The sequence below is a fragment of the Ralstonia flaminis genome (assembly GCF_958415495.1).
Classification (GTDB): Bacteria; Pseudomonadota; Gammaproteobacteria; order Burkholderiales; family Burkholderiaceae; genus Ralstonia; species Ralstonia flaminis.
On the sequence record NZ_CATZLL010000001.1, the window covers coordinates 315322 to 340555 of the forward strand.

At 62.8% G+C, this 25234-nt stretch carries 23 protein-coding genes, 1 tRNA gene and 1 pseudogene; 10 read left to right on the forward strand and 15 right to left on the reverse strand.

The window, feature by feature from the left end; translation table 11 throughout:
- Nucleotides 1-49 precede the first annotated feature (49 nt).
- Entirely contained in the window at nucleotides 50-1360 is a 1311-nt protein-coding gene (gene paeA / locus R2N11_RS01460; RefSeq protein ID WP_199031605.1) for a polyamine export protein PaeA, read from the forward strand.
- Here paeA and R2N11_RS01465 read toward each other — a convergent pair.
- The 3 genes from R2N11_RS01465 to R2N11_RS01475 form a co-directional block, all read right to left on the reverse strand.
- Complete coding sequence (locus tag R2N11_RS01465) at nucleotides 1306-1773, reverse strand: carboxymuconolactone decarboxylase family protein (RefSeq protein ID WP_199031600.1); 468 nt, start codon at nucleotides 1771-1773, stop codon at nucleotides 1306-1308. The genes paeA and R2N11_RS01465 overlap by 55 nt on opposite strands.
- A complete protein-coding gene (locus R2N11_RS01470; protein WP_199031599.1) occupies nucleotides 1718-2221 on the reverse strand; it encodes a MerR family transcriptional regulator in 504 nt (167 codons plus the stop codon). The genes R2N11_RS01465 and R2N11_RS01470 overlap by 56 nt, the downstream gene beginning before the upstream one ends.
- A 144-nt stretch (nucleotides 2222-2365) precedes the next feature.
- Nucleotides 2366-2584, reverse strand: coding sequence for a signal peptidase (locus R2N11_RS01475; protein ID WP_316679866.1), 219 nt, complete (start codon nucleotides 2582-2584; stop codon nucleotides 2366-2368).
- 394 nt (nucleotides 2585-2978) lie between these two features.
- Here R2N11_RS01475 and R2N11_RS01480 point away from each other — a divergent pair, with 394 nt between their 5' ends.
- Nucleotides 2979-3260, forward strand: coding sequence for a hypothetical protein (locus R2N11_RS01480; RefSeq protein ID WP_199031597.1), 282 nt, complete (start codon nucleotides 2979-2981; stop codon nucleotides 3258-3260).
- 63 nt (nucleotides 3261-3323) lie between these two features.
- Here the strand turns inward: R2N11_RS01480 and R2N11_RS01485 are convergent, their stop codons facing one another.
- Nucleotides 3324-5051: an alkaline phosphatase family protein gene (locus tag R2N11_RS01485; protein ID WP_316679867.1), complete on the reverse strand. Its 1728-nt coding sequence runs from the start codon at nucleotides 5049-5051 to the stop codon at nucleotides 3324-3326.
- A 216-nt stretch (nucleotides 5052-5267) separates the two neighbouring features.
- On the opposite strand from R2N11_RS01485, the gene R2N11_RS01490 reads away from it, so the two are divergent.
- The 3 genes and pseudogenes from R2N11_RS01490 to R2N11_RS01500 form a co-directional block, all read left to right on the forward strand.
- Nucleotides 5268-6062: a MipA/OmpV family protein gene (locus tag R2N11_RS01490; protein ID WP_316680025.1), complete on the forward strand. Its 795-nt coding sequence runs from the start codon at nucleotides 5268-5270 to the stop codon at nucleotides 6060-6062.
- A 31-nt stretch (nucleotides 6063-6093) separates the two neighbouring features.
- Nucleotides 6094-6816 (forward strand): haloacid dehalogenase type II, encoded by a 723-nt coding sequence (locus tag R2N11_RS01495; RefSeq protein ID WP_316679868.1) that lies wholly within the window; start codon nucleotides 6094-6096, stop codon nucleotides 6814-6816.
- A 272-nt stretch (nucleotides 6817-7088) separates the two neighbouring features.
- Nucleotides 7089-7280: pseudogene (locus R2N11_RS01500) on the forward strand (hypothetical protein); the annotation flags it as partial.
- 376 nt (nucleotides 7281-7656) lie between these two features.
- Here the strand turns inward: R2N11_RS01500 and R2N11_RS01505 are convergent.
- The 3 genes from R2N11_RS01505 to R2N11_RS01515 all read right to left on the reverse strand — a co-directional run bounded on the left by R2N11_RS01505 (nucleotide 7657) and on the right by R2N11_RS01515 (nucleotide 11527).
- The gene (locus tag R2N11_RS01505; RefSeq protein ID WP_316679869.1) at nucleotides 7657-8712 is read right to left on the reverse strand and encodes a porin; all 1056 of its coding nucleotides are present in this window, start codon (nucleotides 8710-8712) and stop codon (nucleotides 7657-7659) included.
- 194 nt (nucleotides 8713-8906) lie between these two features.
- Entirely contained in the window at nucleotides 8907-9617 is a 711-nt protein-coding gene (locus R2N11_RS01510) for a YczE/YyaS/YitT family protein (protein WP_316679870.1), read from the reverse strand.
- Nucleotides 9618-9754: 137 nt separating this feature from the next.
- On the reverse strand, nucleotides 9755-11527 hold the full coding sequence (locus tag R2N11_RS01515; protein WP_316679871.1) for an amidohydrolase family protein: 1773 nt from the start codon (nucleotides 11525-11527) through the stop codon (nucleotides 9755-9757).
- Between the two features lie 171 nt (nucleotides 11528-11698).
- Here R2N11_RS01515 and R2N11_RS01520 point away from each other — a divergent pair, with 171 nt between their 5' ends.
- The gene (locus R2N11_RS01520; protein ID WP_199031591.1) at nucleotides 11699-12601 is read left to right on the forward strand and encodes a LysR family transcriptional regulator; all 903 of its coding nucleotides are present in this window, start codon (nucleotides 11699-11701) and stop codon (nucleotides 12599-12601) included.
- 121 nt (nucleotides 12602-12722) lie between these two features.
- Here the strand turns inward: R2N11_RS01520 and R2N11_RS01525 are convergent.
- From R2N11_RS01525 to speB, 5 genes are all read right to left on the reverse strand, one after another.
- Nucleotides 12723-12812, reverse strand: a tRNA-Ser gene (locus tag R2N11_RS01525).
- An 80-nt stretch (nucleotides 12813-12892) separates the two neighbouring features.
- The gene (gene serS / locus R2N11_RS01530; RefSeq protein ID WP_199031590.1) at nucleotides 12893-14209 is read right to left on the reverse strand and encodes a serine--tRNA ligase; all 1317 of its coding nucleotides are present in this window, start codon (nucleotides 14207-14209) and stop codon (nucleotides 12893-12895) included.
- A gap of 78 nt (nucleotides 14210-14287) precedes the next feature.
- Nucleotides 14288-15595 carry a replication-associated recombination protein A gene (locus tag R2N11_RS01535; RefSeq protein WP_316680026.1) on the reverse strand — a complete coding sequence of 436 codons (1308 nt, stop codon included), beginning with the start codon at nucleotides 15593-15595 and terminating at the stop codon, nucleotides 14288-14290.
- Between the two features lie 92 nt (nucleotides 15596-15687).
- The gene (locus R2N11_RS01540) at nucleotides 15688-16992 is read right to left on the reverse strand and encodes an MFS transporter (RefSeq protein WP_316679872.1); all 1305 of its coding nucleotides are present in this window, start codon (nucleotides 16990-16992) and stop codon (nucleotides 15688-15690) included.
- 54 nt (nucleotides 16993-17046) lie between these two features.
- Nucleotides 17047-18006, reverse strand: a complete 960-nt coding sequence (gene speB, locus R2N11_RS01545; RefSeq protein WP_316679873.1) for an agmatinase — start codon at nucleotides 18004-18006, stop codon at nucleotides 17047-17049.
- Between the two features lie 133 nt (nucleotides 18007-18139).
- Between speB and R2N11_RS01550 the strand changes: the two genes are divergently transcribed.
- Nucleotides 18140-19036 carry a LysR family transcriptional regulator gene (locus R2N11_RS01550; RefSeq protein WP_316679874.1) on the forward strand — a complete coding sequence of 299 codons (897 nt, stop codon included), beginning with the start codon at nucleotides 18140-18142 and terminating at the stop codon, nucleotides 19034-19036.
- A gap of 16 nt (nucleotides 19037-19052) precedes the next feature.
- On the opposite strand, the gene R2N11_RS01555 is transcribed toward R2N11_RS01550, so the two are convergent.
- The 3 genes from R2N11_RS01555 to R2N11_RS01565 all read right to left on the reverse strand — a co-directional run bounded on the left by R2N11_RS01555 (nucleotide 19053) and on the right by R2N11_RS01565 (nucleotide 22584).
- Nucleotides 19053-19469 carry a hypothetical protein gene (locus R2N11_RS01555; protein WP_199031586.1) on the reverse strand — a complete coding sequence of 139 codons (417 nt, stop codon included), beginning with the start codon at nucleotides 19467-19469 and terminating at the stop codon, nucleotides 19053-19055.
- A gap of 35 nt (nucleotides 19470-19504) precedes the next feature.
- Nucleotides 19505-20152 (reverse strand): outer membrane lipoprotein chaperone LolA, encoded by a 648-nt coding sequence (gene lolA / locus R2N11_RS01560; protein ID WP_199031997.1) that lies wholly within the window; start codon nucleotides 20150-20152, stop codon nucleotides 19505-19507.
- 89 nt (nucleotides 20153-20241) lie between these two features.
- The gene (locus R2N11_RS01565) at nucleotides 20242-22584 is read right to left on the reverse strand and encodes a DNA translocase FtsK (protein WP_199031996.1); all 2343 of its coding nucleotides are present in this window, start codon (nucleotides 22582-22584) and stop codon (nucleotides 20242-20244) included.
- A 212-nt stretch (nucleotides 22585-22796) separates the two neighbouring features.
- On the opposite strand from R2N11_RS01565, the gene trxB reads away from it, so the two are divergent.
- The 3 genes from trxB (at nucleotide 22797) to R2N11_RS01580 (ending at nucleotide 25206) form a co-directional block, all read left to right on the forward strand.
- Nucleotides 22797-23753 (forward strand): thioredoxin-disulfide reductase, encoded by a 957-nt coding sequence (gene trxB / locus R2N11_RS01570; protein WP_199031995.1) that lies wholly within the window; start codon nucleotides 22797-22799, stop codon nucleotides 23751-23753.
- 121 nt (nucleotides 23754-23874) lie between these two features.
- A complete protein-coding gene (locus R2N11_RS01575) occupies nucleotides 23875-24540 on the forward strand; it encodes a Smr/MutS family protein (protein WP_316679875.1) in 666 nt (221 codons plus the stop codon).
- A 42-nt stretch (nucleotides 24541-24582) separates the two neighbouring features.
- Entirely contained in the window at nucleotides 24583-25206 is a 624-nt protein-coding gene (locus R2N11_RS01580; RefSeq protein WP_316679876.1) for a trimeric intracellular cation channel family protein, read from the forward strand.
- Nucleotides 25207-25234: the final 28 nt, after the last annotated feature.

Consider the following 25234-nt stretch of genomic DNA (forward strand, 5'->3'; position numbering starts at 1 on the left):
CCACATTCCGAGCAGCCGTGCAGTGCAACGGCCCGCCCGCCCCGCCACCATGTCCGCCTTCATCCTTGTCGCGCTCATCCTGATCAGCGCCTTCTTCTCTGCTTCCGAGATCGCGCTCACTGCCTCGCGTCGCATTCGCCTGCAAGCGCTGGCCGACGACGGCGACACCCGCGCCCTGCGCGTGCTGCAGCTCAAGGACATGCCCGGCAACTTCTTCACCGTGGTGCAAATCGGTGTCAATGCGGTGGCAATCCTTGCCGGTGTCATCGGCGACAGCCATATATCGGGGCCGCTGGCCGCGTGGCTGGGTGATTGGCTACCGGCCGCCCGCGCCGAGCGCGTTGCCAGCATCGCCGGTTTCATGATCGTGACGGGACTCTTCATTCTGTTTGCCGACCTGCTGCCCAAGCGCCTGGCAGTGCTCTACCCCGAGCGCTGCGCGTTGGGCATCATCGGCCCGATTCAGGCCTGCCTGCGCTTGCTGCGGCCGGTGGTCTGGCTATTCAACGGCGCGGCGGATCTGTTCCTGAAGCTGTTGGGTGTGCCCACGCACCGCGTTGAGCAGATCACCACCGAAGACATCACCGCCATGGTGGGCGCCGGTGCGGAAGCCGGCGTGCTACGCAAGCACGAACTGGCTGTGATCGAAAACGTATTCGAGCTGGAATCGCGCACCGTCACCTCGGTCATGACCGTGCGCGACGAGGTCGTCTACTTCACCATCGACGAGCCGCTGGAATCCATCAAGCTGAAGATCATCGCGCAACCGCATGCCGAATACCTCGTCTGCCGCGACGACATCGACTCGGTGCTCGGCTTCATCGCCTCGAAGGACATCCTGCAGCAGATCCTGTCGGAAGAATCGTCCGCCGTGATCCGCAACCTCGGCAAGTACTACGACAAGAACCTGCTGATCCTGCCCGACACGCTCAACCTGTCGCAGGCGCTTGCGCGGTTTCGCGAGATGCACGAGCGCTTTGGTGCGGTGGTCAACGAATATGGGCTGGTGGTGGGCGTGGTCACGCTCGACGACCTCGTTGGCGCGGTGATGGGCGACATCCTGTACCTGGGCGAAGACGAGCAGATCGTGCGCCGCGACGATGGCTCATGCCTGATCGACGGCGTTACGCCGCTGGGCGACGTCAAGCGCGCCTTCGATCTGGACGACTTGCCCGGCGAGCACCACGTTGAAACCATCGCCGGACTGGTCATCTACGCGCTCAAGCGCATTCCCAAGAAGAGCGAAAGCGTCGACATCGGGCCGCTGCATATTGAAGTGCTCGACATCGACAACCACCGCATCGATCAATTGCTGGTGTCGCGACGCATCGACCCGCCCACCGCGCCCTCGGCATCGTGAGCGGCAAACACGTCCTTGGCGGCAAACATGCCGTTGAGCGCCGCCGGAAAGCCCGCGTATAGCGCCATCTGCAGAATCGTCTCGGTAATCTCGTGGCGCGTGAGCCCCACGTTGAGCCCTGCCGCAATGTGCACCTTCAACTGCGGCGCCGCGTTACCCAGCGCCGTGAGCGCGGCGATGGTGGCGATCTCACGCTCGCGCAGCGTCAGCCCCGGGCGGCTGTAGACGTCGCCAAACCCGAATTCGACGATGTAGCGGCCAAGGTCGGGCGAGATGTCGGCCATGGCCTCGACCACGCGCTCGCCGGCCACGTCATCGACTTCCTTGAGCTTTTGCCAGCCCCGGGCGTAGCGCTCGTCATGCAGGTTGGCGTGGTTTGCGGCTTGCGGTGCGGCTTGTGCGATCTGAGTCATGTGCGTCCTCGTTCGATTGGCGTTTCGGTTTTCGAGATGAGGAAGCGGAACCCGGCGCGCTGTCTGCGGCGGCAATGCGGGCACGGATGCCGTCGTAGATGACGAGCTTCTCGCGCAGCATGGCCAGCGTTTCGGCCCGCGCACGCAGCTCCGCTTCCAGCGCCTGCGCATGCAACTCCAGCATGCGTTGGCGCGCGGACACACTCTCCAGACTGTCGCCCTGCCGCCGCAGCGCTGCGTACTGCAGCATCTGCGCGATCGGCATGCCGGTGTCGCGCAGGCGCAGCAGGAAAGCGAGCCACGTCATGTCTTCCGTACGGAAGACGCGGTGTCCGTTGTCTTTGCGCTGCACGCTGTCGAGCAGGCCGATGCGCTCGTAGTAGCGCAGCGTATGCGTCGACAGGCCGGTGGCTTCTGCAACTTGGGCGATGGTCAGGAAAGTGGTCATGAACGGAGCTTAGAAGTTAGAGCGCACTCTAAGTCAAGCGACTTTAGCGCGATTTCGCCCCCAGCGCGGCAGACCACCCAAAGCAAAACGCCGACCCCCTTTCGGGGGCCGGCGCCTTGGTGTGCAGAAAAACCGGTGAACCGGTTAGCCGCCCTTGCCGAACTCGCTCGGGTTCTGCATCTTCGGACGGTGGTCGTGCTTCTTCTTTTTCTTCTTGTGGTGGTGTGCCTTCTTCTCGCCTGCTGCCGGGGCCGCGGCGGCGGGTGCTGCAGCGGGTGCAGCCGGAGCGGCCGGGGCGGAAGCCTGCGCAAATGCGCCGGCGCTGAAGACTGCTGCCACGAGGGCAGCCAGGAGCTTGTTCATCGTATTGTCCTTATGAAAAAACGAAGATGCGGCGCACCCGGTAACGGGATGGGACGTGACCCAATGCGTCCCTCGCCACTGCCATTCAACGCGCGACCCCAGCATCGGGATGACCCGCGCATCACCGCGCAGTGTGGTGCAGGTGCAGGCCAATGTCCACCTGAAGCCTGACGATACGCCGGTGAGCGAATCGGCGCGTTGATGCGCCTCAACAAAGATTGACGGACATCGCGTGACACGCTTTCTACATTGTTACGCGCGCTTACATCGTGGGAAGAACGCTTACAAACAGCGGTGCACGCCCTCACGATATGAAGCGTTTTTGGAGGCATGGATCGCACATGGGACGAGATCCATGTATCTGAAGTCCCGCAATATCCTCAAGGAGTCTCACATGAAAGTCGCTCAATCCCTGGCCGCTCTGATCGTTGCTGGTGCCTTTGCCGCCCCCGTGTTCGCAGCTGGCACCGCGTCCGCACCGGCTGCTGCACCGGCACCGGCCGCTGCTGCTGCGACGACGGCGACCACCGATGCCGCTTCCGCCCCGAAGGCTGAAGCCAAGCACGAGAAGAAGCACCACGCGCACAAGAAAGCCGCACACAAGACTGAAGGCAAGTCGGAAATGAAGTCCGATGCTGCTTCGGCACCGAAGGCCGCTGAACCCGCCAAGCAATAAGGCGATCGCGCTGTGAAAAACGCCGGGAAGTTCCCGGCGTTTTTTATGCCTGCTGAAACCGCATCAATGCAGATGCGGCAAACGCTTCGTGCCTTCGATCTGTACTGCCTGCAGCTCGTGGGGCTTGAGACCCAACTCACTCAGGATGGTCGGCGCAATCTGGTTGGTATCGACGTGCTCATCCACGATGCCTGCATTGATGCCAGCACCCCAGACCACGATCGGCACATGGCGGTTCTCCTGACGGAAGCCACCATGTTCGGCGATCTTCGACAGCTTGCTGCCCGCCCACACCGTGCCCTGTTGTGCGATGCCGACCACGTCGGGGAAGCGGTCATCGCTCGGCTTCACACCAAACAGATCGGCCACTTCCTCACCCACCACAAAGCGGCTCGCGCCGGCCTGCGTGAATGGCTTGGACGTTGCGTTGCCCGCGGCGTCCGAACCCACGCCCGTGCCCGAGTAGCCCAGCAGAAACTGCTTGGTGAACCGCAGCGCGGCTGCTGAGCGGTCGTTCAGCCACAGCAGGATACCGTCGTCATCCATTGCATGCGCGACGAGGTGCGGCTTGGTCGCATCCTTGCAGGTGGCGGCGTACTTTTCCCACGCGCAGTTGAGCGCGTCGATCATGTCGCCATCGTTGACGATGGTGAGGTCCGCGCGGCTGCTGGGCGATTGACCATGCTTGGCCGACACGATCACCACGGTGTTGGACGGGTCAGTCGCCTTGACCAGTTCGCCCAGCTTGTTGTCAACGAAGGTCAGCGCGCTCTGCAGCACCGGGCCCGGCACCGTGCCGTTGTTGGTGTAGCCGCCCAGGCCGCCCGTCACCTTGTTGGCGGTGTTGGACGGATCGGGGTAGTAGCTCGACGTGTTGAGCTTCTGCGCGGTAGACACAGCCTGGAAGTTCATGCCCAGGATGGCTGGCACGCCCGGCGTGCCATTGCCGGCGTGGTCATGGCCCTTGAGCCAGTTCAGCACGGCCTGCACCTTGAAGCTGTCGTAGCGCTGCGTGTTGGTGTTGTCCTTGGTCCAGTCCGGGCCGGGGCCACCGGGCAGCGACGGGTCGGTTACCGAGCTGTTGATCTCGGGCGCGAACAAGTCGTCGATACCCTGGCCGCTCGGGCCGTTGAGGATTTCATAGGCCGCGTGCTTATCCGACCAGGCCGTGTGCAGGCCGTGCTTGCGCGCGACTTCAAACACCGTATTCACCTTCAGGTACTGATGCGGATACACCGGCGCGCACGTGATGGGCGAGACCGGCAAGAAGGCCGGGGCGATCAGGTCCTGTGCGTGGCCGGTCAATTGCGAGATCTTCGAAAGATCCGCATACAGGCCTGGGATGCCTTGGCCGCTGTCGAGACGGTTCAGATCCTTGGCGATGACCTCGGCGTAGAACACCTCGGCGCCCGGCTTGGTGGTGCGGCAGTTGGCGGCCGAGGTGCCGGCTGGGAGCGGGCTGCGACTGTATTCGTCGTCGTAGTAGATGCCCGTGGTCTTGGGGTTGCCGCCGGTTACCTGGCCGACCATGCCGGGGAACGAGTCGGACGGGAACGGCGTGCGGGCGTTGCGATAGCTCACACCCTGATGCACGAGGCGCGCGAGCGTGGAGCCCGGATGGTTGCCGACATACCAGTCAAGATCGGACTGATGCAGACCATCGACCGAAATCAGCAGGACATGCTTGGCGTGCGCGTGGCGCGCATCATCGTCATCGGCATACACATGCGCAGACAGGCCACATGCAAGCGTGGAGAGCACAGCGAGAGCGAGGTGTTTCTTCGGGGACACGGGATTCTCCTCTGGGATACCGCCATGAGGCGGCCCGGTCACGCTATGCCCGCCGTATGTCTGCGCGGCGACCTGCCCATGTCGCGCCGGTGACAAATGTAACGTCGCCTCCACTACCCGGTTGAGCCAACGTTTGCAGTGTCATCGACCGTACGGATGATTCCACTAGAATGGCGTGCCCACCGCTTTTTCCTTGATGCTCACCTGCTCGATTCCATGCTCTCTTTGCGTGCTCTGCCCCGCTTCGCGCTTGCCTGCCTGCTGGCCCTGACCAGCTCCATCGCCGCAGCCCAGACCATGCCCGCCGCTGGCGCGGAACCCAGCGACTGGAGCATCGCCGTCGGCCCGTCCGTCTATGTGGCACCGAAATACCCTGGCGCGAAATCGAGCTTCGTATTCCCGTGGATCGATCAGGAGATCGAATACAAGCACCGGTATTTCTCAAAAGGCATGGACTTCCTGGGCGCCTACCTCGCCAACGACGACACGTGGCAGGTGGGTGGCAACTTCCAGTTCGATCCGACCTGGCGCCATGTCCATGACGACGCGCGCCTCAATGGTCTCGGCAATGTCAACGCCACGGTGCGCGCCAAGGCGTTCGCGCAATACACCGTGTCGTTCTTGACGCTCTCCACCGACGCCGAGCAGGACATCCTGGGCAACCGTCAGGGCCTGATCGCCAATGCCGACGTGTACGCCAGCGCCCCGCTCGGCCGTTGGCTCTTCAGCCTCGGCTCCGGCGTGTCGTGGACCAACGGCCAATACATGCGCACCTTCTTCGGCGTGAATGGGGGCCAAAGCGCGGCGTCAGGCCTGCCGGTGTTCGCCACGCACGCTGGTGTGCGCGACATCCACTTCAACGCCATCGTCACGTGCAAGCTGGATGACCGCTGGACCGCCAACGGCTCGCTCACCGTGGCGCGCCTGCGTGGAGACGCCGCCGACAGCCCGATCACGCAGCGCCGCCAACAGACCACGGCCATGGCATCGCTCACGTACCGGTTCCGTTAAACCTGCCGCGCGTGTTTCCAGGGAGCCACGCATGACCTTCGATCCGTCTTCATTGAAAGCGCTGTGCTTTGATGTACAGGGCACGCTGGTGGATTTCACCACGCCGCTCATCGAAGCCGGCGAAGCGTTGGCGGCACGCCGCCAGTTCGATGCCGACTGGCCGGAAGTCATCACGCGCTGGCGTGCAGGCTACCGCGCCGGCATGGACGCGTTCCTGGCCGGGGAACGGGGTTGGATTTCCACCGACACGATCTATCGCGAAGCACTGGATACGCTGCTGACCGACTACCCGTGGGCCCAGCAGGTCAGCGCGGAAGACCGCGATGCGCTCAACACAACCTGGAGCCGCTTGCGCCCCTGGCCGGATACCCAGCGCGGTCTCAGCCGATTGCACTCTCGCTATCTAACGGCGGCGCTCTCGAACGGCAGCATGGCTTCGGTGATCCGGATTGCGCGGCATGGGGCCCTGCCCTTTGACGCCATCCTCACGGGCGAACTCGTGCAGTCGTTCAAACCCGACCCGAAGGTCTATGCCCTCGCCGTCCGTTCGCTGGGTGTGGCACCCGACGAAATCATGATGGTCGCATCGCACAAGTACGATCTGGTGGCGGCCCGTGCACAGGGTTTTCGGACGGCATTCATCGCGCGGCCGCTGGAGTTCGGGCCGGGTATTGCCGTCGATGTCACGCCGGATCCGACGTTCGACTGTAACGTGACTGACATGGAAGAGCTCGCAAACCGGCTTGGCGCTTAGCGCAATCGGTTGCATTGCCGCCGAACCTGCCGTGGCAGCGGCTTCGGCATGAGGCAAACACTTATCAGACCAGAACATCCGCCGCGCGCCTCTCCCCCAAAAGGACCATGCCACCTTTTCGCAACAGGCGTGTTTGCAATCATCCTCAACCGTCGTGATTTTTTTTGGTAGTCTGTTTTGCAAGCAGACGATCGCTTCCGATCAACGCGCGCGGTAGCAATCGATGCCTTCAAACAAGTGGATGACCACTTGCAAGACAGGAGGGCCTCACCATGTTGCGATGGATTGCACACTGGGCGATGAACCATGCTCCCTCTCCGGAGAAGCAGGCTGAGCGTGCGCTGAACGAGCTGCGCATGGAGCTGTATCAGGCGGAACAGCGCGTGATGGACGCGCAGATGCATGCAGACTACTACCGTGCGCGGATCACCTTCTTGGAAGAGGTCGTCAAGAAAGGCATCGAGCGCGTCTCCGATCAACGCAAGGGCAAGCAGGAAAGCGCGCACGCGTTGCGCGCTGGACTCAAGTTCACTGCCGAACTGTGGCGCGAGTCGCAAGCGCAATCGCGTGATTCCCATGTGTTGCGGCGGCGCACGGCAATGTCGTTCCTTGATCCGCAGGATGGGCCAGACACGCACCGAGACCCGAAGATTCATCATCTCTCGGAGCTTGCCGCGGGCTCGCACTTCGACAGCAATCCGCTACCCCAAGCCAAGCACGTCGCGTCTGAGAAGCTGTAGCGCCGCCCAGCCAGATTCATCACAACGCAGGACAAACGAAAAGCCCTTTGGTCTCACGGCCAATGGGCTTTTCCCATTGTGACGGAGCGGCGAGTCCTTCCTAAAACCGGGCGCGAATCCCAACGCCCGCAGTCTCGCCCGACGACATCCCGGAGAAGCGGTCGAGCATATACACCGCGTAGAGATCGGTGCGCTTGGACAGCGGATAGTCGTACCCCAGCGACGCAGTCCGGCGCGTCTGATTGAGCCCGCCGGAATCGCGTGAGTACGCGTAGGCAGCGAGCACCTTACCGGTGCCGAGCGCAATCGTCACGCCGCCCTCGAACATGCTCACGTGGAAGTTCTTGTTGATCACGTTGTTGTTCGTGTACGTGTATTCGCCGTAGAACTTGGCGACCGACCATTCATACGACGCAGCCAACTGGGCTGCTGACTGACTGTGCAATCCGCTGATCAACCCGTTCAGGTCACCCGCTGCGGAGTTGAAGTTCGCGTATTGATACACGCCGCCAGCGGCGAAACCACCATTCTGATAAGACAGCTGCGCCGAATACTGTTTGCTGCCATTGCCCGTGCCGCTCTCGCCGAACGCGTACATGGCGCGACCGGTCAAACCGTGCAGTTCGGGTGTGGCGTACTGGACGGCATTGCTCCAGGCGGTGCCGCCAATGATCCCCTGGTCCGTCTTGTACGCCGGATACGTCCCCAGCCCCGCGTACATCTGGACAATGGTCGGCGAGAACGTGAACGACGCATAGAACGGGTTGAACTGACACGCCTGCAGATATAGCAGGCTGCTCTGACGCCCAAGCGTGATCGTGCCTGCGGGGGTCGAGAGCCCAACATAGGCGTTGCGCGAGAACATCGGATCACCGTTGAAGGAACCGGAGGCGCCGTTCTGCGGGCGGAAGAATCCCTCGATCGCAAAAATGGCCTTATAGCCGGCGCCCAGATCCTCCTTGCCACCGAACCCCCAGAATGAAGTCGACATTCCACCACCGCCTTCTTGCCAGACGGCCGATTTGCCCGGGTACCGCTGAACCCCGACCCAGGTATCGACGATTCCGTACAACTGCACACTGGATTGCGCGTGTGCCTGAGCGCCGATCGCCATCGCGGCGATGGTTGCGGCAATCCAGCAGATTTTTTTCAGCATGGTGTGACCTCTTCTGATTTTTTTAAGGACGAGCGACCCCCGACGTCGTGTTCGACGTCTCAAAATTGGGGTCATGGCAGGCGCAGCCGAAAGCGCTCAGGACAGGAGTCGAAGCCTGTCGCGCGGCGGCTGATCAGGTACCGCAGGGCGCGCCACAAGCGGCGCGCGGGTGATCACATCCCCCGGTTCCGGGATCAGTAAGTTCGATGTTCCAGCGCTCTTTGCTGGTAGGACGAAACCGCCGTCTTGATTTTCTGGAACAGAAAGAAATAGAGCTTGATGTACTGCCCCACCAAAATCGCGTTCATGAACGTGCCTTCGCGAATGAACTTGGGGCCGCCGAGCAGCGCGAAGCCGATTGCCGCACTGATTATCAGCAGCGTGCAGTCGAAACTCGTCTTGATGTCACCCCACTTGAAGCCGGTCCGCTTGAACAGCGTGTTGACGAACATGTCGATCGGCATGAGCACCAAGTTGGCGCGAATCATCAGGAACAGGCCGAACCCGAGCAACGCATCAGCAAACACCAGCAACAGGAACTTCATGTAGTAGTCCTGGACCCCGATCGACTTCGTCAGCAGCAGGTTCAAGTCCAGGCACGTCGCCAGCACGAATGCCGGGATCAACGCCGCGAAGTTCTTCACCGTGAAATCCTTGCGCGCGACCAGATACGTAAGGAGCAGCATCAACAGCTCGAGCATGAAGTTGTACGTGCCCTGGCTGAGCGGCGGGTACACCAGCGTCATGGTGCGAGTGAGACTGCTTTGCGGCGAGATGCCGATGCCGGCCCGGATGGCCAGACTGATCCCCAGGGTCAGTATGTAAATACCAACGACGTATGTGAACCAGCGCCGTGTCAGGCTGCCGGTATCAATGACTTCCGCTTCCCTTGCGTGGTGTGCCATGGTTGTCCCTCCGTTGTCTGCCCGCCTTGTACGGTGCCGTTCGTGACTGTCGACGACGGTCGCCGCTTTTGTTCTTTGCTCCCCAGGCCGCCGGGGTCTAACCCCCGGCAGATACGCTTTTTGCTATCGGCGCCTCATCAAACCATGAAACCAAAGCGGTCGAGCGAGATGAACAAGGTCAGCAGCTTGTTCACCACGGGCTCGCCTTCGTTGTGGTTGCCCATCGCCGCCAGGGAGGCGTCAATGTCGCGGGTTGCCGCCAGCAGTTCGGTCAGGTTCATGTTGGCCTGAACGCCATAGATCTCTAGCGGCAGCACGGCCTTCACCTGCTTGTTCTCGGTGACCACGCAGCCGCCTGCATAGCCGTCGACCTCCTTGAGACAGTGGCACATTTCCGTGCTGTCCTGCCCCACGGCAACGAAGTACGCCTTGGGTGCCGGCCAAAACGTCGCCACCGCGCCCCGATCGATATGCACGCCCTTGAACAGGCCATTGACGACGTGGCGCTTGCCCTTCGCGTAACGCTGCACAACCGAGATGCGGTTGAGATTGACGCCCCCGAATTCAGGAACGACCGTGCCATCGCGGTACGGCACCCATACTTCCTGGAAGAACTTTTCGTGGCCGCGACCGTAGACGTCGAACAGGTACACCTTCGCCTGCTGACCATCTGCCGAGATTTCCAGCGGAACGATGTCCAGTTGCTCTGGCGTCAGGTCGCCCAGACCCGGCACCGCTTTCTTCACCATGCCGGAGTAATCGATGTCAGCCTGCTTCAGCAGCTTGCGATCCTTGGCCACCAGCTCGCCGTCCTTGAAGACGAAGCGCGGGTTGATCTTCGACAGGCTGTCAGTCAGCACGATATCGGCGAAGCGGCCCGGCGTGAGCGAACCGAACTTGTTGTCCATGCGGAATGCGCGCGCCGTGTAGAGCGTCGCCATCTTGATCGCTTTGATCGGCTCGATCCCCATCTCCGCGCACAGCGAGACGATCCAGTCCATGTGGCCCTTGGTCAGCAGACGGTCGACTGAGATGTTGTCGGCGCAGAGTTGGAAATTCTCGGCGGGCCACTTTCGCTTGACGATGGCGCGCAGCATGATCTTGATCACTTCGGGGCTGCCCACGCCGAACTTGATTTGCGTCTGCAGGCCGTAGCGCACGCTTTTCTCGATATCGTCTTCTTTCCACACATCGTGGTTGGCAAAGGCGCCGATCGCGGGCATGTAGTTCAGCATCATGTCCGACAGCGTCGTCACGCCCCAGTGCGTGTTCATGAAGCCGCCCTTGGCGCGCCCCAGGGCCGATTTGCGGAAGTCGTCGTCGTTGCCCACGCTGTAGGTCAGATGCGCCAGTTCGCCCAGGCCGATCATCGGGTCCATCTTCAGCAAGGCGTCGGTCACTTCCACAGACGTCTTCTTGCCCGGCGCAAAGGCAAACACCCGATACGGCAGGCGTTCGTGGTGCTTGAACAGTTGCTCGGTGGCCTGCACCGCTTCGTCGCCCGCCGCGCTCACGAAGTCGAGGCATTCCGAGAAGATGGTGGTCGTGCCGCAGGGGACGATGGCCTCAGCAAAGGCGGCCGGATGCGCCAACTGGGCTTCGAAGTGAACGTGCGCATCGATCAGGCCCGGAATGGCATAGAGACCTTCTCCATCAAACACCTCGCGCACCTTGATGGCCGTCTCGTCGGGGTTCAACGCAACGATGCGCTTGTTGTAGACGAGGATGGACCCTTGATACACCGACTCGCTATGCACATCGAGGATGTTCAGATTCTTCAGGAGAAGATCGGCCTCTTTCTTGCCGTTGAGCACATCAAAGATCGCTCTCACCTGGTCATAGTGGGCATCGACTTCGCTCTGCGTTGTGCCTGCCGCCGTGACGCCTCGTCCGCTGACTTCTTGGTACATGATTGACGCTTCCTCAATTGGTTTGGATCTGTCTTTGCCGCACTGCAACGCGCGTTTGCGGCTGCGACTGGTGCCATTAAGACCGAAGTCAGCGTTTCCAAAAAGAAGCGTTTTTCGCACGGAGTGCGCACTTTTCGAGTACGCTCAATCCAACCTTAGGAGGGGGCTCACATGCTGCATTCACGGTTGCTTCGGTACATCGACGAGATCGCTCGTTCCGGCTCGATCCGTGCCGCAGGAGAAAAGCTGCACATCGCCCCTTCGGCAATCAACAAGCACCTGCTGCAGTTGGAAGAGGAGATCGGCGAGCCACTGTTCGAGCGCTTGCCGCGCGGGCTGCGGCCCACACCAGCGGGGGAGATCCTCCTCGCCCACGTGCGTAAGACCATCCTCGAGTACCGTCAGGTTGAAGCGGAGATACGCGATCTCAAGACGCTGCAGAAAGGCGAAGTCATCATCGCAACGGTGACGGGCCTGGCCAGCGGCATCGCCTCCACCGCTGCGACGAATTTCTGTGCGAGCCACCCGCACATTCAGATTTCGATCCGCGTGATGTCCACGCGCGAAATCGCTGATGCACTCATCAGCGGGGAAGCCGATCTGGGCCTCGGCTTTAACCTGCCGCCTTCGCCACAACTCGAAAGCCTGTGGGAAATGGACACGAGCCTCGGGGCGGTGATCTCAACCAAGCACGCATTGGCGCGCATGGAATCGATACCGCTGGCCTTCTGCACTTCGTATCCGCTGATCTTCGCAGACCGGTCCATGCTGATGCACGGCATCGTTGCAGATACGTTCGCAGAAGCGGGATTGGACGTCGAGCCGGCCTTCCGAACCAACTCGATCGAGACGATGAAGCGCCTGGCTGCCGCGAGCGAGGGCATCGCGTTTCTCAGCCGATTCGACATTGCAGAGGAGCATCGCCAGGAGCTGCTGACCTACCGGCAGATCCGCGACCGGGCCTTCAGCAAGAACGCCCTGTCCCTGGTCCGCCGAGAGAAGCACGGACATGGCCTTGCGAGCCTGTTGCTCGCAGAGGAAATCATGAGCGTGTTGGGGGCGATGAGTGGCTGAATTGGGCGGGACCGCCAACGCGCCACCCGGGAGTAACGCCGAGAACGCGTAAACGAAAAAGCCCCGCCATTGGCGGGGCTTTTTCGAACCAGGTTCCGTTTGACGGGAGCGCTGGACATGCTGGCGGAGAGGGTGGGATTCGAACCCACGGTACCGTCGCCGGTACGCCTGATTTCGAGTCAGGTACATTCGACCACTCTGCCACCTCTCCGGTAACTGGGTCGCTGAATCGCGAAACCGCGACTATAACAGAGTTTCGCCGCCCATATCAAGAGGGCGACGCAACTTCCATCAAACTGCAGGTTTCAGCACTTCCTGGCCGCCCAAGTAAGGACGCAGCGCGGTCGGCACCGTGACCGAGCCATCCGCGTTCTGGTAGTTCTCCAGCACGGCCACCAGCGTACGGCCCACGGCGAGGCCCGAGCCGTTGAGCGTATGCACCAGCTCCGGCTTGCCCTGCGCATTGCGGAAGCGGGCCTGCATACGGCGCGCCTGGAAGTCGCCCATGTTCGAGCACGAGCTGATTTCGCGGTACGTGTTCTGCGCCGGAATCCACACCTCAATGTCGTACGTCTTGGTGCTGCCGAAACCCATGTCGCCCGTGCAGAGCACAACAGTGCGGAACGGCAGTTCGAGCTTGCGCAGGATGTTTTCCGCGCAGTTCGTCATGGCATCCAGCGCGGCAAACGACGTTTCGGGCTGTACGACCTGCACCATCTCGACCTTGTCGAACTGGTGCTGGCGGATCATGCCGCGCGTGTCCTTGCCGTACGAGCCGGCTTCGGAACGGAAGCAAGGCGAATGCGCGGCAAACATCATCGGCAACGCATCTGCAGCGACGATCTCGTCGCGCACGAGGTTCGTGAGCGGCACCTCGGCGGTCGGGATCAGATAGAAGTTCTCGACGTGCTCACCCGCCTCATCTTCAGCGCCGTGCCCCATCTTGCGCGGCACGCGGAACAGGTCCTCCTCGAACTTCGGCAGCTGGCCGGTCCCACGCATCGACGCGGCGTTGACGATGTAAGGCACGTAGGCCTCGGTGTAGCCGTGCTCCAGCGTGTGCGTGTCGAGCATGAACTGCGCAAGCGCACGATGCAGACGCGCCACCTGCCCCTTGAGGACGGTGAATCGCGCGCCCGACAGCTTGGCCCCCGCGTCAAAATCCAGCCCAAGCGCGCTACCCAGATCCACGTGATCCTTGACCGGGAAGTCGAACGCGCGCGGCGTGCCTTCACGGCGCACTTCCACGTTCTGCGTTTCGTCGCGACCGGTCGGCACGCTTTCGTGCGGCACGTTCGGGATCGACAGCATCAGATCCTGCAACTTGGCCTGCACCACGTCGAGCTGCGCAGCCGAAGCCTTCAACTCGTCGCCAATGCCGGACACCTCGGCCATCACGGCCGATGCGTCCTCGCCCTTGCCTTTGAGCATGCCGATCTGCTTGGACAGGCTGTTGCGGCGAGCCTGTAGCTCTTCGGTGCGGGTCTGGATGGCCTTGCGTTCCGCTTCGAGCGCGGCAAAGCCTGCCACGTCGAGCACGTAGCCGCGGTCTTTGAGGCGCGCAGCGACGGCGTCGATGTCTTTGCGCAGCAGTTGGATATCAAGCATGGTGGAGAGAAGAAGCCGAGGATTGCGGACGATCCGAAGGATCGAAAAAGCCGATTTTATCGCACCGGCCAGCGGGTCTTACTTGTTGCGGGAGGATTTGCCCTGCTCCGCATGCCACTGTGCATCCAGCTCGCGCAGGTGCCGCAGCTTGTCGCCGATCTTGCCTTCCAGGCCGCGCGGCGTCGGCACGTACCAGTTTTGCGCGGGCAGATCATCGGGGAAGTAGGTTTCACCGGCGGCGTAGGCCTCGGGCTCGTCGTGGGCGTAGCGGTAGGCGTGGCCGTAGCCGAATTCTTTCATCAGCTTGGTGGGGGCATTGCGCAGGTGCACGGGTACGGTGCGCGACTTGTCCTGGCTGACGAACGCGCGCGCCGCGTTGTAGGCGTTGTAGCCGGCGTTGGACTTGGGTGCGATAGCCAGGTAAATCACCGCTTGAGCCAGCGCCAACTCCCCTTCCGGCGAGCCGAGGCGCTCATACGTCTCGGCCGCATCCAACGTAATGCGCCCGGCACGTGGGTCGGCCAGGCCGATGTCTTCCCACGCCATGCGCACGATGCGGCGGGCAAGGTAGCGCGGGTCGGCACCGCCGTCGAGCATGCGGCAAAACCAGTACAGCGCCCCATCCGGATCGGAGCCACGCACGGATTTGTGCAGCGCGCTGATCTGGTCGTAGAAGGCATCGCCACCCTTGTCGAAGCGGCGCAGGTTTTCTGACAGTGCAGATGCCAGCAGCGCCTCGTCGATCACCGGGGCGATGTCGCCTTCGGCCTGCGCGCGCGCGGCACGCGTGACGATCTCGACGTTGTTGAGCAGCTTACGACCATCGCCGTCGGCGGAGGCAACAATGGCGTCGAGTGCGGCGGGCGTCCACTCCAGGCCGCCTAGCTCTTGGCGCGCGCGTTCAGCCAACTGCTTGAGCTCATCATCCGACAGGCTCTTGAGCACATACACCGCGGCACGCGACAGCAACGCGCCGTTCACCTCGAATGATGGGTTCTCGGTAGTCGCGCCGATGAAGGTAAACAGCCCGCTTTCCACGTGCGGCAGGAAGGCATCCTGCTGGCTCTTGTTGAAGCGATGGACCTCATCGACGAACACCAGCGTGCGACGGCCGTTGGCGCGGAACTGCTCGGCGCGTTCGACGGCTTCGCGGATGTCTTTCACACCCGACAGCACGGCCGACAGTGCGATGAACTCGGCATCAAAGGCGTGAGCCATCAGCCGTGCCAGCGTGGTCTTGCCCACGCCTGGCGGGCCCCAGAGGATCATCGAATGCGGTTCGCCGGAAGCAAATGCCACGCGCAGCGGCTTGCCCGGCCCCAGCAAATGCTGCTGGCCGATCACATCATCGGCGGAATGCGGGCGCAGGCGCTCGGCCAGCGGCATGTGGGCGGGCGCGTCCGGGAAGAGAGAAGCAGAAGCGTTCATGCAAGGGATTGTCGCAGAAACCGCTCTGGAGCCGGACCCGCCCTACCGATTCAGGCAGCGCGCACCCGCAGGGGCGACTCAGTGACCGCCGGCTGGCGCCGGCCAATCCAAACAACACATACCAGTGACAGCGCCGCAAACCCCGCATAGAACACCGCCATCGGCCACCACTGCGGAAAGAACTGGTCCGCCAGCACGGTTGCCAGCAGCGGCGTGAGGCCACCGGCAAATGCGCCGCACACTTGGTACGACAGCGAGATTGCCGTGTAGCGGATGCGCGCCGCAAACATTCCGGTGACAAAGCCCGCGATGATCGCGTAGTAGCCCGATTCAGCCAGCGTGGCGATGGCAACGCCCGCAAACACGCTACCCGGCTGCCCCATGCGCACCAACGGCAGCATGATGAACGGCACAACAATGGCAAAGGCCGCCAGCATCGTCAGCATGCGGCGCGCACCCAAGCGGTCGGCCAGGTACGCAGCGCCCAGCTGCACGAAGAACTGCAGCACCGCCACCCAGAACATGCAGTCGAGAATCATCGCGCGATCCAGCTGCAAGTATTGCGTGGCGTACGAGATCATGAAGATGTTGCTGAAGTACACGCCCGCGATGCCGTACACGTTGGCGCCAATGGCCAGCACAATCAGCGGCCACGCCTTGAGGGCTTCGGCCAGCGGCTGCTTGGCGACGTCGCCGGCCGCCTGCATCGCCTCGAACTCCGGTGACTCATTGACCGACATGCGGATCACGAAACCCACCGCCAGCAGCACAGCACTGGCCAGAAATGGCAGCCGCCAGCCCCACGCCATGAAGGCATCCGGCTCCAGTCGGCTGACGGCGGAGAACGCCAGCATCGAGAGAATCAGCCCGCCCGCGCTGCCCAGTTGCGCGAACGACGCAAAGAACGTGCGACGCCCCTTGGGCGCATGCTCGCCCGCCAACAGCACTGCCCCGCCCCACTCCCCGCCGACGGCAATGCCCTGCAGCACGCGCAGCGCCACCAACGCTACCGGCGCGATCCAGCCAGCCTGCGCGTACGTCGGCAAGCAGCCGATCAGCACAGTCGCAATCGCCATCAACGTGAGCGTGCCCATAAGCGCGCGCTTGCGGCCAAGGCGATCACCAATGCGGCCGAACAACATGCCGCCGATCGGCCGTGCGAGAAAACCGATGGCAAACGAGCCGAACGAAGCCAGCAGGCCCAGCAAACGGTTCTCGCCCGGAAAAAACAGCGGCCCGAAGACGAGTGCCGCGGCGGTGGCGTAGCTGTAGAAGTCGTACCACTCGATGGTGGTGCCGATGAAAGACGCCATCGCGGCGCGGCGCGGCTGGGCAACAGGTTGGGGGGTGGTCATCGTGTCTCCTCGTTGTTTTTATGGACCCGGTCTGGGCGCTATCTGGTCGATACGTCAGGCGCGATATTCGACGCCCGGCAGCACACACAGCAACTCGAACGCGAGGTTGGCGCCCAACAGCGCAGTCGTCCCAAACGGGTCGTACGGCGGCGAGACTTCAACAAGATCCGCGCCCACGATGTCGAGCCCGCGCGCGCCGCGCACGATCTCCAGCGCCTGCGGCACGGTCAACCCACCGATCTCGGGCGTGCCGGTACCGGGCGCATAGGCGGGGTCAATGCCATCAATGTCGAAGCTGATGTAGACCGGACCGCCCTGCACGCGTGCGCGCACTTCTTCCATGAGCGGTACGAGCGACTGGTGCCAGCACACTTCGGCCGTCACCACGCGAAAACCTTGCTGGCGGCACCAGTCAAAATCCTCTGCCTCGTAACCGGTGCCACGCAAACCGATCTGCACCACACGGTTGCAATCGAGCAGACCCTCTTCCACCGCGCGGCGGAACGGCGTGCCGTGCGCGATCTTCTCGCCGAACATGGTGTCGTTCACGTCGGCATGCGCGTCCACATGAATCAAGCCGATACGACCGTACTTGGCGTGCATGGCGCGCAGGATCGGCAGCGTGACGGTGTGATCGCCGCCCAGGCCAATGGGGCGGCAACCGCTGGCGATGATCTCGCGGTAGGCACCTTCGATACGGCCGATGGAGTCGTGCAGGTTGTACGGATTGGTCGCCACGTCGCCAATGTCCGCCACGCGCAGCGAATCGAACGGCGCGGCGCGCGTGGCCATGTTGTACGGGCGCAGGAGTACGGATTCCGCACGGATCTGGCGAGGCCCGAGGCGTGCGCCATTGCGGTTGGACGTGCCCAGATCGAACGGCACACCCACGAAGCAGGCATCCAGCCCGGCGGTCGATTCAGCGGCGGGCAGCCGCATCATGGTGGCGATACCGCCAAAGCGCGGCATGGCGTTGCCGGACATCGGCTGGAGAAATTCGGCGCGGTCGTTCATGGCAGTCGATTCGTCACATCGCGTTACGGCGATGCGATCAGTGGAGATAGCACGCATTCTTGCCGATGGCTTTGCTGCGTAGAATGCGAAATCCGAAAACCAAACATCGATCTCAATCGATGTATCAATCACAGTGTTGGGACAACCCTCTGATCTGGATCTGCGGCTGATCCGCGTCTTCCTGGCCGTGGTGGATGCAGGTGGCGTGACGCCTGCGCAGGCCACGCTCAATGTGGGTCAATCGACCATCAGTACGCAGCTCTCGACGCTGGAGACGCGCCTGGGCTACCGGCTGTGCGAGCGCGGACGCAGTGGCTTCCGGCTAACCGCACGTGGCGAACAGTTTGTGGATTCGGCACGCAAGCTGCTGACAGCGCTGGACGCGTTCAGCGCGGAGGCGCGCAAGGTGGGGCGCACGCTGGTTGGCACGCTCAACCTGGGGCTGATCGGCCACGCGCCCGTCAACGCCAACGCGCGCATCAGCCAGGCCATCGAGCGCTTTCGCCAGCGGGATGAGTCGGTGCATTTCACGGTGTCGGTGCGGCCACCGGGCGAGCTGGAAGGGTTGTTGCTCGACGGCAAGATCCACATGGCCATCGGCTATTTCTGGCATCGCGTACCGGCGCTGGAGTACACCACGGTCTTTCACGAGACGCAGCTTGCGTATGCGGGGCGGGGGCACCCGCTGTTCAGCAACGTCGGAAACGTGTCACCGGAAGAGGCCCTGACCCACGCATGGGCGTGGCGCAGCTATCCGCTACCGGAGGCAGCGGGCTCACCGGCCGAGCGGCTAGTGACAGCGGTGGCGGACAACATGGAAGCGGTGGCGATGCTGGTGCTCTCGGGCAGGCACCTCGGCTATCTGCCCGAACACTTTGCAGCGCCCTATGTGGCGCAGGGCCTGCTGGCCCCGCTTGCACCGGCGGCGATGCGCTACGACGTACCGTTCGACATGGTGGTACGCCGAGATGCACGACGCAACGACCTGCTGGCCGCCTTCATTGCCGACATGAAGGCGGCCCATGCGTGAGCGGTTGGCTGCGCGCTCAGTTCGATGCGCGCTGCACCAGCCCCATGAACTCCTTGGCTGGCAGCGGGCCATGGCACGACTGCATGCCTTCAGCCCCGCGCAGCAGCAACCAGACGTTCTCGCTGCCCGGCGGTTGGATCACAAACGGCTGGCGAGCCGATGCCTGCGGCATGCGTGGATCAGCCGGTGCTTGAATCGGCACGACTTGGCCGGCATGACCCTTTACCAGGGCACTGCACTCGGCGTTCGATAGCTCCGTTGCGCGCAGGAAATCCTTGTTGACCAACGCCTCGGCCAGCACGGTGTCGGGCGCGGTCAGGAACGAATCAACATCGAAACGGGATACGCCTGTCGAGGCACATCCCGCAAACACCGCCGCCGCTGCTGCAACGATGGCCGCACGCTGCAGCGATGTGGTGAACGGCAAAGGCATGGTCGGTCTCCTTGTCGAAAACCGGCCTGCACGCGTTACTGCTTGATAACGTCTGCCCCCTTGGGTAGCACGAAGCGGAACGCGTTGGCCGGCAGTTGCGGATTCTTCTGAATGTTCGAGAACGTCAGCAGCGTGGTGTTCCCGAAGGCGTCGCGCAGCTCCATCCCTTGCAATTCGCCGCTACGAAAGCCGATGGCGATGCGCTCGAACTGGGTGTCCTTCGCCTTGGGCGTGAGTTCAACCCAGTCGATGCCGTCCTTGGTGCCGCCTTCCTTGAGCGTGAAGTTCTTGGCGAGGTCATTGCTGCCGAACAGGATGGCGGCCGGGCTGGAACCGAGCGACGCATCAAGCTTGCGCTCGGTCACCTGGCTCAGATCCTTGTCGTAGATGTAGAGCGTCTGGCCGTCGGCCGACAGTTGCTGCTCATACGGCTTCACGTAACGCCAGACGAAGCGGCCCGGGCGCGAGAAGGAGAAATCACCGCTGGAGGTGCCCGCCAGGCGCAGCGGATTGCCGTTGGTGCCGCCCTTGACCTGGCGCTGCACGAATTCTCCGCGCGCGGTGGTGACGTTGCTCACGAAGGCGTTGAGCTGCTCGACCGCGCCCGCATAGGCGCCGGCTGACCACGCCGCCAGCGATACCAACCCAGCGGCCATCAGGTGACGTGCTTTCAACACAAACATAGGAATCCCGGTAAGCAGTTGATCTTGTTGTTAGTAACCGGCCGCGCCGGAACATTCCGCTGGCGCGGTAACGCGATGTAACGACAGCGTCATTCCTCTTCGACGACGTTGCCGTTGCGGTTGGGCGCCAGAATTTCGCGGTTGCCGTTGCCGGACATGGCAGAGACAAGCCCCGCCTTTTCCATATCTTCCAGCAGGCGTGCAGCGCGGTTGTAGCCAATACGCAGGTGACGCTGCACCAGCGAGATCGATGCGCGACGGTTCTTGAGCACCACGTCGACCGCCTGGTCGTACAGGGGGTCGGCCTCGCCGCCAGCGCCTGCAACGCCCGCGCCGCCGCCAAAACCATCGCCGCCGCCCTCGCCGTCAACCACGCCACCCTCGAGAATGCCCTCGATGTAGTTCGGCTCGCCTTGCGCCTTGAGGTTGTCGACGATGCGGTGCACCTCTTCGTCTGACACGAACGCGCCGTGCACACGCACCGGCAAGCCGGTACCGGGCGCCAGATAGAGCATGTCGCCCATGCCCAGCAGCGCTTCGGCGCCCTGCTGGTCGAGAATCGTGCGCGAGTCAATCTTGCTGCTGACCTGGAAGGCGATGCGCGTCGGCACGTTGGCCTTGATCAGGCCGGTAATCACATCCACGGAAGGACGCTGCGTCGCCAGCACCAGGTGGATACCCGCGGCACGCGCCTTCTGCGCAATCCGCGCAATCAGCTCTTCGACCTTCTTGCCGACCACCATCATCAGGTCGGCCAGCTCGTCGATGACGATGACGATCATCGGCAGCTTGTCGAGCGGCTCCGGCGCATCAGGCGTGAGGCTGAACGGGTTGGGAATCTTCTCTTCGCGCGCGGCGGCTTCCTCGATCTTCTTGTTGAAGCCGGCCAGGTTGCGCACGCCCATCTTGCTCATGAGCTTGTAGCGGCGCTCCATCTCGCCCACGGCCCAGTTCAGTGCGTGGCCGGCTTGGCGCATATCGGTCACGACCGGGCACAGCAGGTGCGGAATGCCTTCGTAGATGCTCAACTCCAGCATCTTCGGGTCGATCAGGATCAGGCGCACCGAATCGGCCTTGGCCTTGTACAGCAGCGACAGGATCATCGCGTTGATGCCGACCGACTTACCAGAGCCCGTGGTACCGGCCACCATGCAGTGCGGCATCTTGGCCAGATCAGCCACCACCGGCTTGCCGGCGATGTCCTTGCCCAGTGCAAGCGTGAGCTGCGAAGCGCTCTCGTTGTAGACCTGCGAGCCGAGAATCTCCGACAGGCGCACGGCCTGGCGCTTCGGATTCGGCAACTCCAGGCCCATGCAGTTCTTGCCCGGAATCGTCTCCACCACGCGGATGGACACCAACGACAGCGAACGCGCCAGATCCTTCGCCAGGTTGACGATCTGGCTGCCCTTCACACCCGTCGCGGGCTCGATCTCGTAGCGCGTAATGACCGGGCCCGGATAGGCCGCCACCACCTGCACTTCCACGCCGAAATCCTTGAGCTTCTTCTCGATCAGGCGCGAGGTGAATTCCAACGTCTCGGCGCTCACGGTTTCCACCACGGGCGGGATCGGATCGAGCAGCGCCAGCGGCGGCAGGTCGGAATCGTGAATGTCGACAAACAGCGGCTGCTGCTTCTCCCGCTCCACACGCTCGCTCTTGACCACGGCGGTCGGGCGCACGATCTGCACCGGCGGCGATTCTTCGATGCGCACGCGGCGAGTTTCAACCACCTCTTCACGTTCGACCTTGGCGGCCTCGCCAATGGCACGATCCTGCTTGCTCTCGCGGCGCGTCTTGAAGCCGACGAACAGCATCTCAACACCCGCGCCGATCTGCTCAGCCAGGTTCAGCCACGAAAAATGGAAGAACAGCGACAACCCGACCAGAAACGCAAACAACAACGCCAGCGTGCCACCGGTAAAACCCAGCGAATGCTGCATCGCCCCGCCAATCAGGTCGCCCAGCACACCGCCCGGCGCACGTGGCAGCTTCATATGCAACGAATACATGCGGATGGCTTCCAGCCCCATGCTGGAGGCCAGGATGAGCGCAAAACCGATCCAAGTGACGCCAGCGTCTACGCGCGGCATCGCGGTGCGCGGCAGGCGCTCGTCCGACATCAACTCACGCCAACCCCGCCAGACGCGGCGCACCAGCAGCAACGCCCACCAATAGGCGGAGGCCCCAAAAACAAACAACAGCAGGTCTGCCAGCCACGCCCCCACGCGCCCGCCAAGATTGCGGATCTCGTCGACCTGGCTAGCGTGGGTGAAACCGGGGTCGGCCCGATTGTAGGAAAGCAGGATGATCAGGAAGGCGATGGTCACCGCCAGCAACAGGAACCAGCGGACCTCGCCTAGCAGCCGCCCAATGCGGGACGGCAGTGCGGCGGGATCGGTACGGGTCGTCGGAGTGGTGGAAGCTCGGGCCATGCGGGAGACGGGTGCGCCGCTTGGGCGAGGCCCGCGCGGCTTAGAGACAGCACAAATACGATGCCAAGGATTGTAACGCGCCCCTATCACTGCCATTGGAATTTACAACCGGGCGGACGAGGGGGTGCCACTTTATAATGTCGCCCATCACCCTCACCTACCCTGCACGGCGGAAGCTTCACCCCACGCGCCGCGCAACTACGGAACGCATCATGGCAAAACACGCAAAAGTGCTGATCCTCGGCTCCGGCCCCGCCGGTTACACGGCAGCCATCTACGCCGCCCGAGCCAACCTGAACCCGGTGCTGGTTACCGGCCTGGCCCAGGGCGGTCAGCTCATGACCACCACTGACGTGGAAAACTGGCCCGCCGACCGCGAACACCTGCAAGGCCCCGAGCTGATGCAGCGCTTCCTGGAGCACGCAGAGCGCTTCAACACCGAGATCGTGTTCGACCACATCCACACCGCGCACCTGAACGAAAAACCGATCCGCCTGATTGGCGATTCGGGTGAATACACGTGCGACGCGCTGATCATCTCCACCGGCGCCTCGGCCCAATACCTGGGCCTGCCGTCGGAAGAGAAGTTTGCCGGTCGCGGCGTGTCTGCCTGCGCCACCTGCGACGGTTTCTTCTACAAGGGCCAGGAAGTGGCCGTGGTGGGCGGCGGCAACACCGCCGTGGAAGAAGCGCTGTACCTGGCCAATATCGCCAGCAAGGTCACGCTCATCCACCGCCGCGATAAGTTCCGCGCCGAGCCGATCCTGATCGACCGCCTGCATGAGCAGGAGAAGAAAGGCAAGATCGAGATCAAGACCAACATGGTCCTCGACGAGATTCTGGGCGACGACTCGGGCGTGACCGGCGCCCGCCTGAAGGGCACGAACGACAACGAGGGCAAGACCGAAGAGCTCAAGGTGGCCGGCGTCTTCATTGCCATCGGCCACAAGCCGAACACCGATCTGTTCAAGGGTCAGCTGGAGATGAACGAAACCGGCTACATCCGCACGCAGAGCGGCCTGGCCGGTAACGCCACTGCCACCAACATCCAGGGCGTGTTTGCTGCCGGCGACGTGCAGGATCACATCTACCGCCAAGCCATCACCAGCGCCGGCACGGGCTGCATGGCGGCACTGGACGCCCAACGCTACCTGGAAGGTCAGGAATAAACTCCCTGCCCCCGGTTTCCCGGGTTCAAACAACGCGGCCGATGGGACTCCATCGGCCGTTTTGTCATGTGCGGCGCCTTCGTATAATCGACGCACGCTCCACCCTGATTCGCCTGTCGCCATGAAACGCGCCCCCACCCCCGCCAATAAGCTCAGCCTGACCGACCTGGGCAAGCTGCGCGAACAGCTCAAGCACGAAACCGAGGCGCGCGAGGCCGAACGCCAACGCGCCGAAGCCGCCGCGCGCAAGGCAGAAGAAGAAGCCAACGTGTTCCGCGCGAACGTCGGCGGGGTGACGGCACTGCGCCAGAACAAGCGCGTTGAGCATCCGCGCAATCCGCCTGCGCCCGACCCTGTGCATTCGCGCGCAGAGGACAAGCGCGTACTGGATGCCTCGCTGTCGGACGAATTCGACGTCGACAACCTGCTGGAAACCGACGACACACTCTCCTTCCGCCGCCCCGGCATCGGCGAAGACGTGCTCAAGAAGCTGCGCCGCGGCGAATGGGCCACGCAAGATCAGATCGACCTGCATGGCCTGCGCCGTGAAGAAGCCCGCGAGGCGCTGGCCGCTTTCCTGCGCCGTGCCGTGCAGCGCGGCATCCGCTGCGTGCGCGTGATCCACGGCAAGGGTCTGGGCTCGCCCGACAAGACACCGGTACTCAAAAGCAAAGTGCGCTCGTGGCTGGTGCAGAAGGAAGAAGTGATCGCCTTTGTCGAGCCACGCAACACGGCCGGTGGCGCAGGCGCGGTACTGGTGCTGCTGCGCCAGCCACACAGCTCCTGACACCCAACACCCCGCCTTGCCCACATCAAGAACAACACGCCCATGCACGTGAGCCGCCTGCAGTTGGTGATGCACTGGATGGAGATCCTCGCGGTCTTCTCATTCGCCATCTCGGGGCTGGCCGAGGCGAAACGGCGCCAGCTCGATGCTGTGGGTGCATTCATCGTGGCCTTCCTGACGGCCTTTGGCGGCGGCACGCTGCGCGATCTGCTACTCGATCGGCGGCCCTTCTACTGGGTCGAGCACGAGCACTACCTGCTCGCGCTGTTCATCATGAGCCTGTTTGCCAACAGGGTGATCCGGCTGGTGAGCCAGTTGGTGTCCGACCGCGTGCTGATCGTGGCAGACGCCATCGGCATGGGCCTGTTTGGCGTGCTGGGCACGCAACTGGCGCTCGATGCGGGCGTACCGATCTTCGTATCGGTGATGATGGGCGTGATCACGGCAGCCTTTGGTGGCCTGCTGCGTGATGTGGTCTGCAACGAAGTGCCCATGCTGCTGCGGGACAACCACCCGTACGCGACCTGCGCGTTTCTCGGGTGCTTCCTCTACGTTGGGCTGACGTTCACGGACTTGCTGCCGAGCGTGTCCGTGGTGATCGCCACGCTGGCGATCGTGATCGGGCGGCTGGTGACGCTGCGCTGGAACATCACCTTACCGCGTTGATCAACGCTGACCGGCGCTGCCACACCGG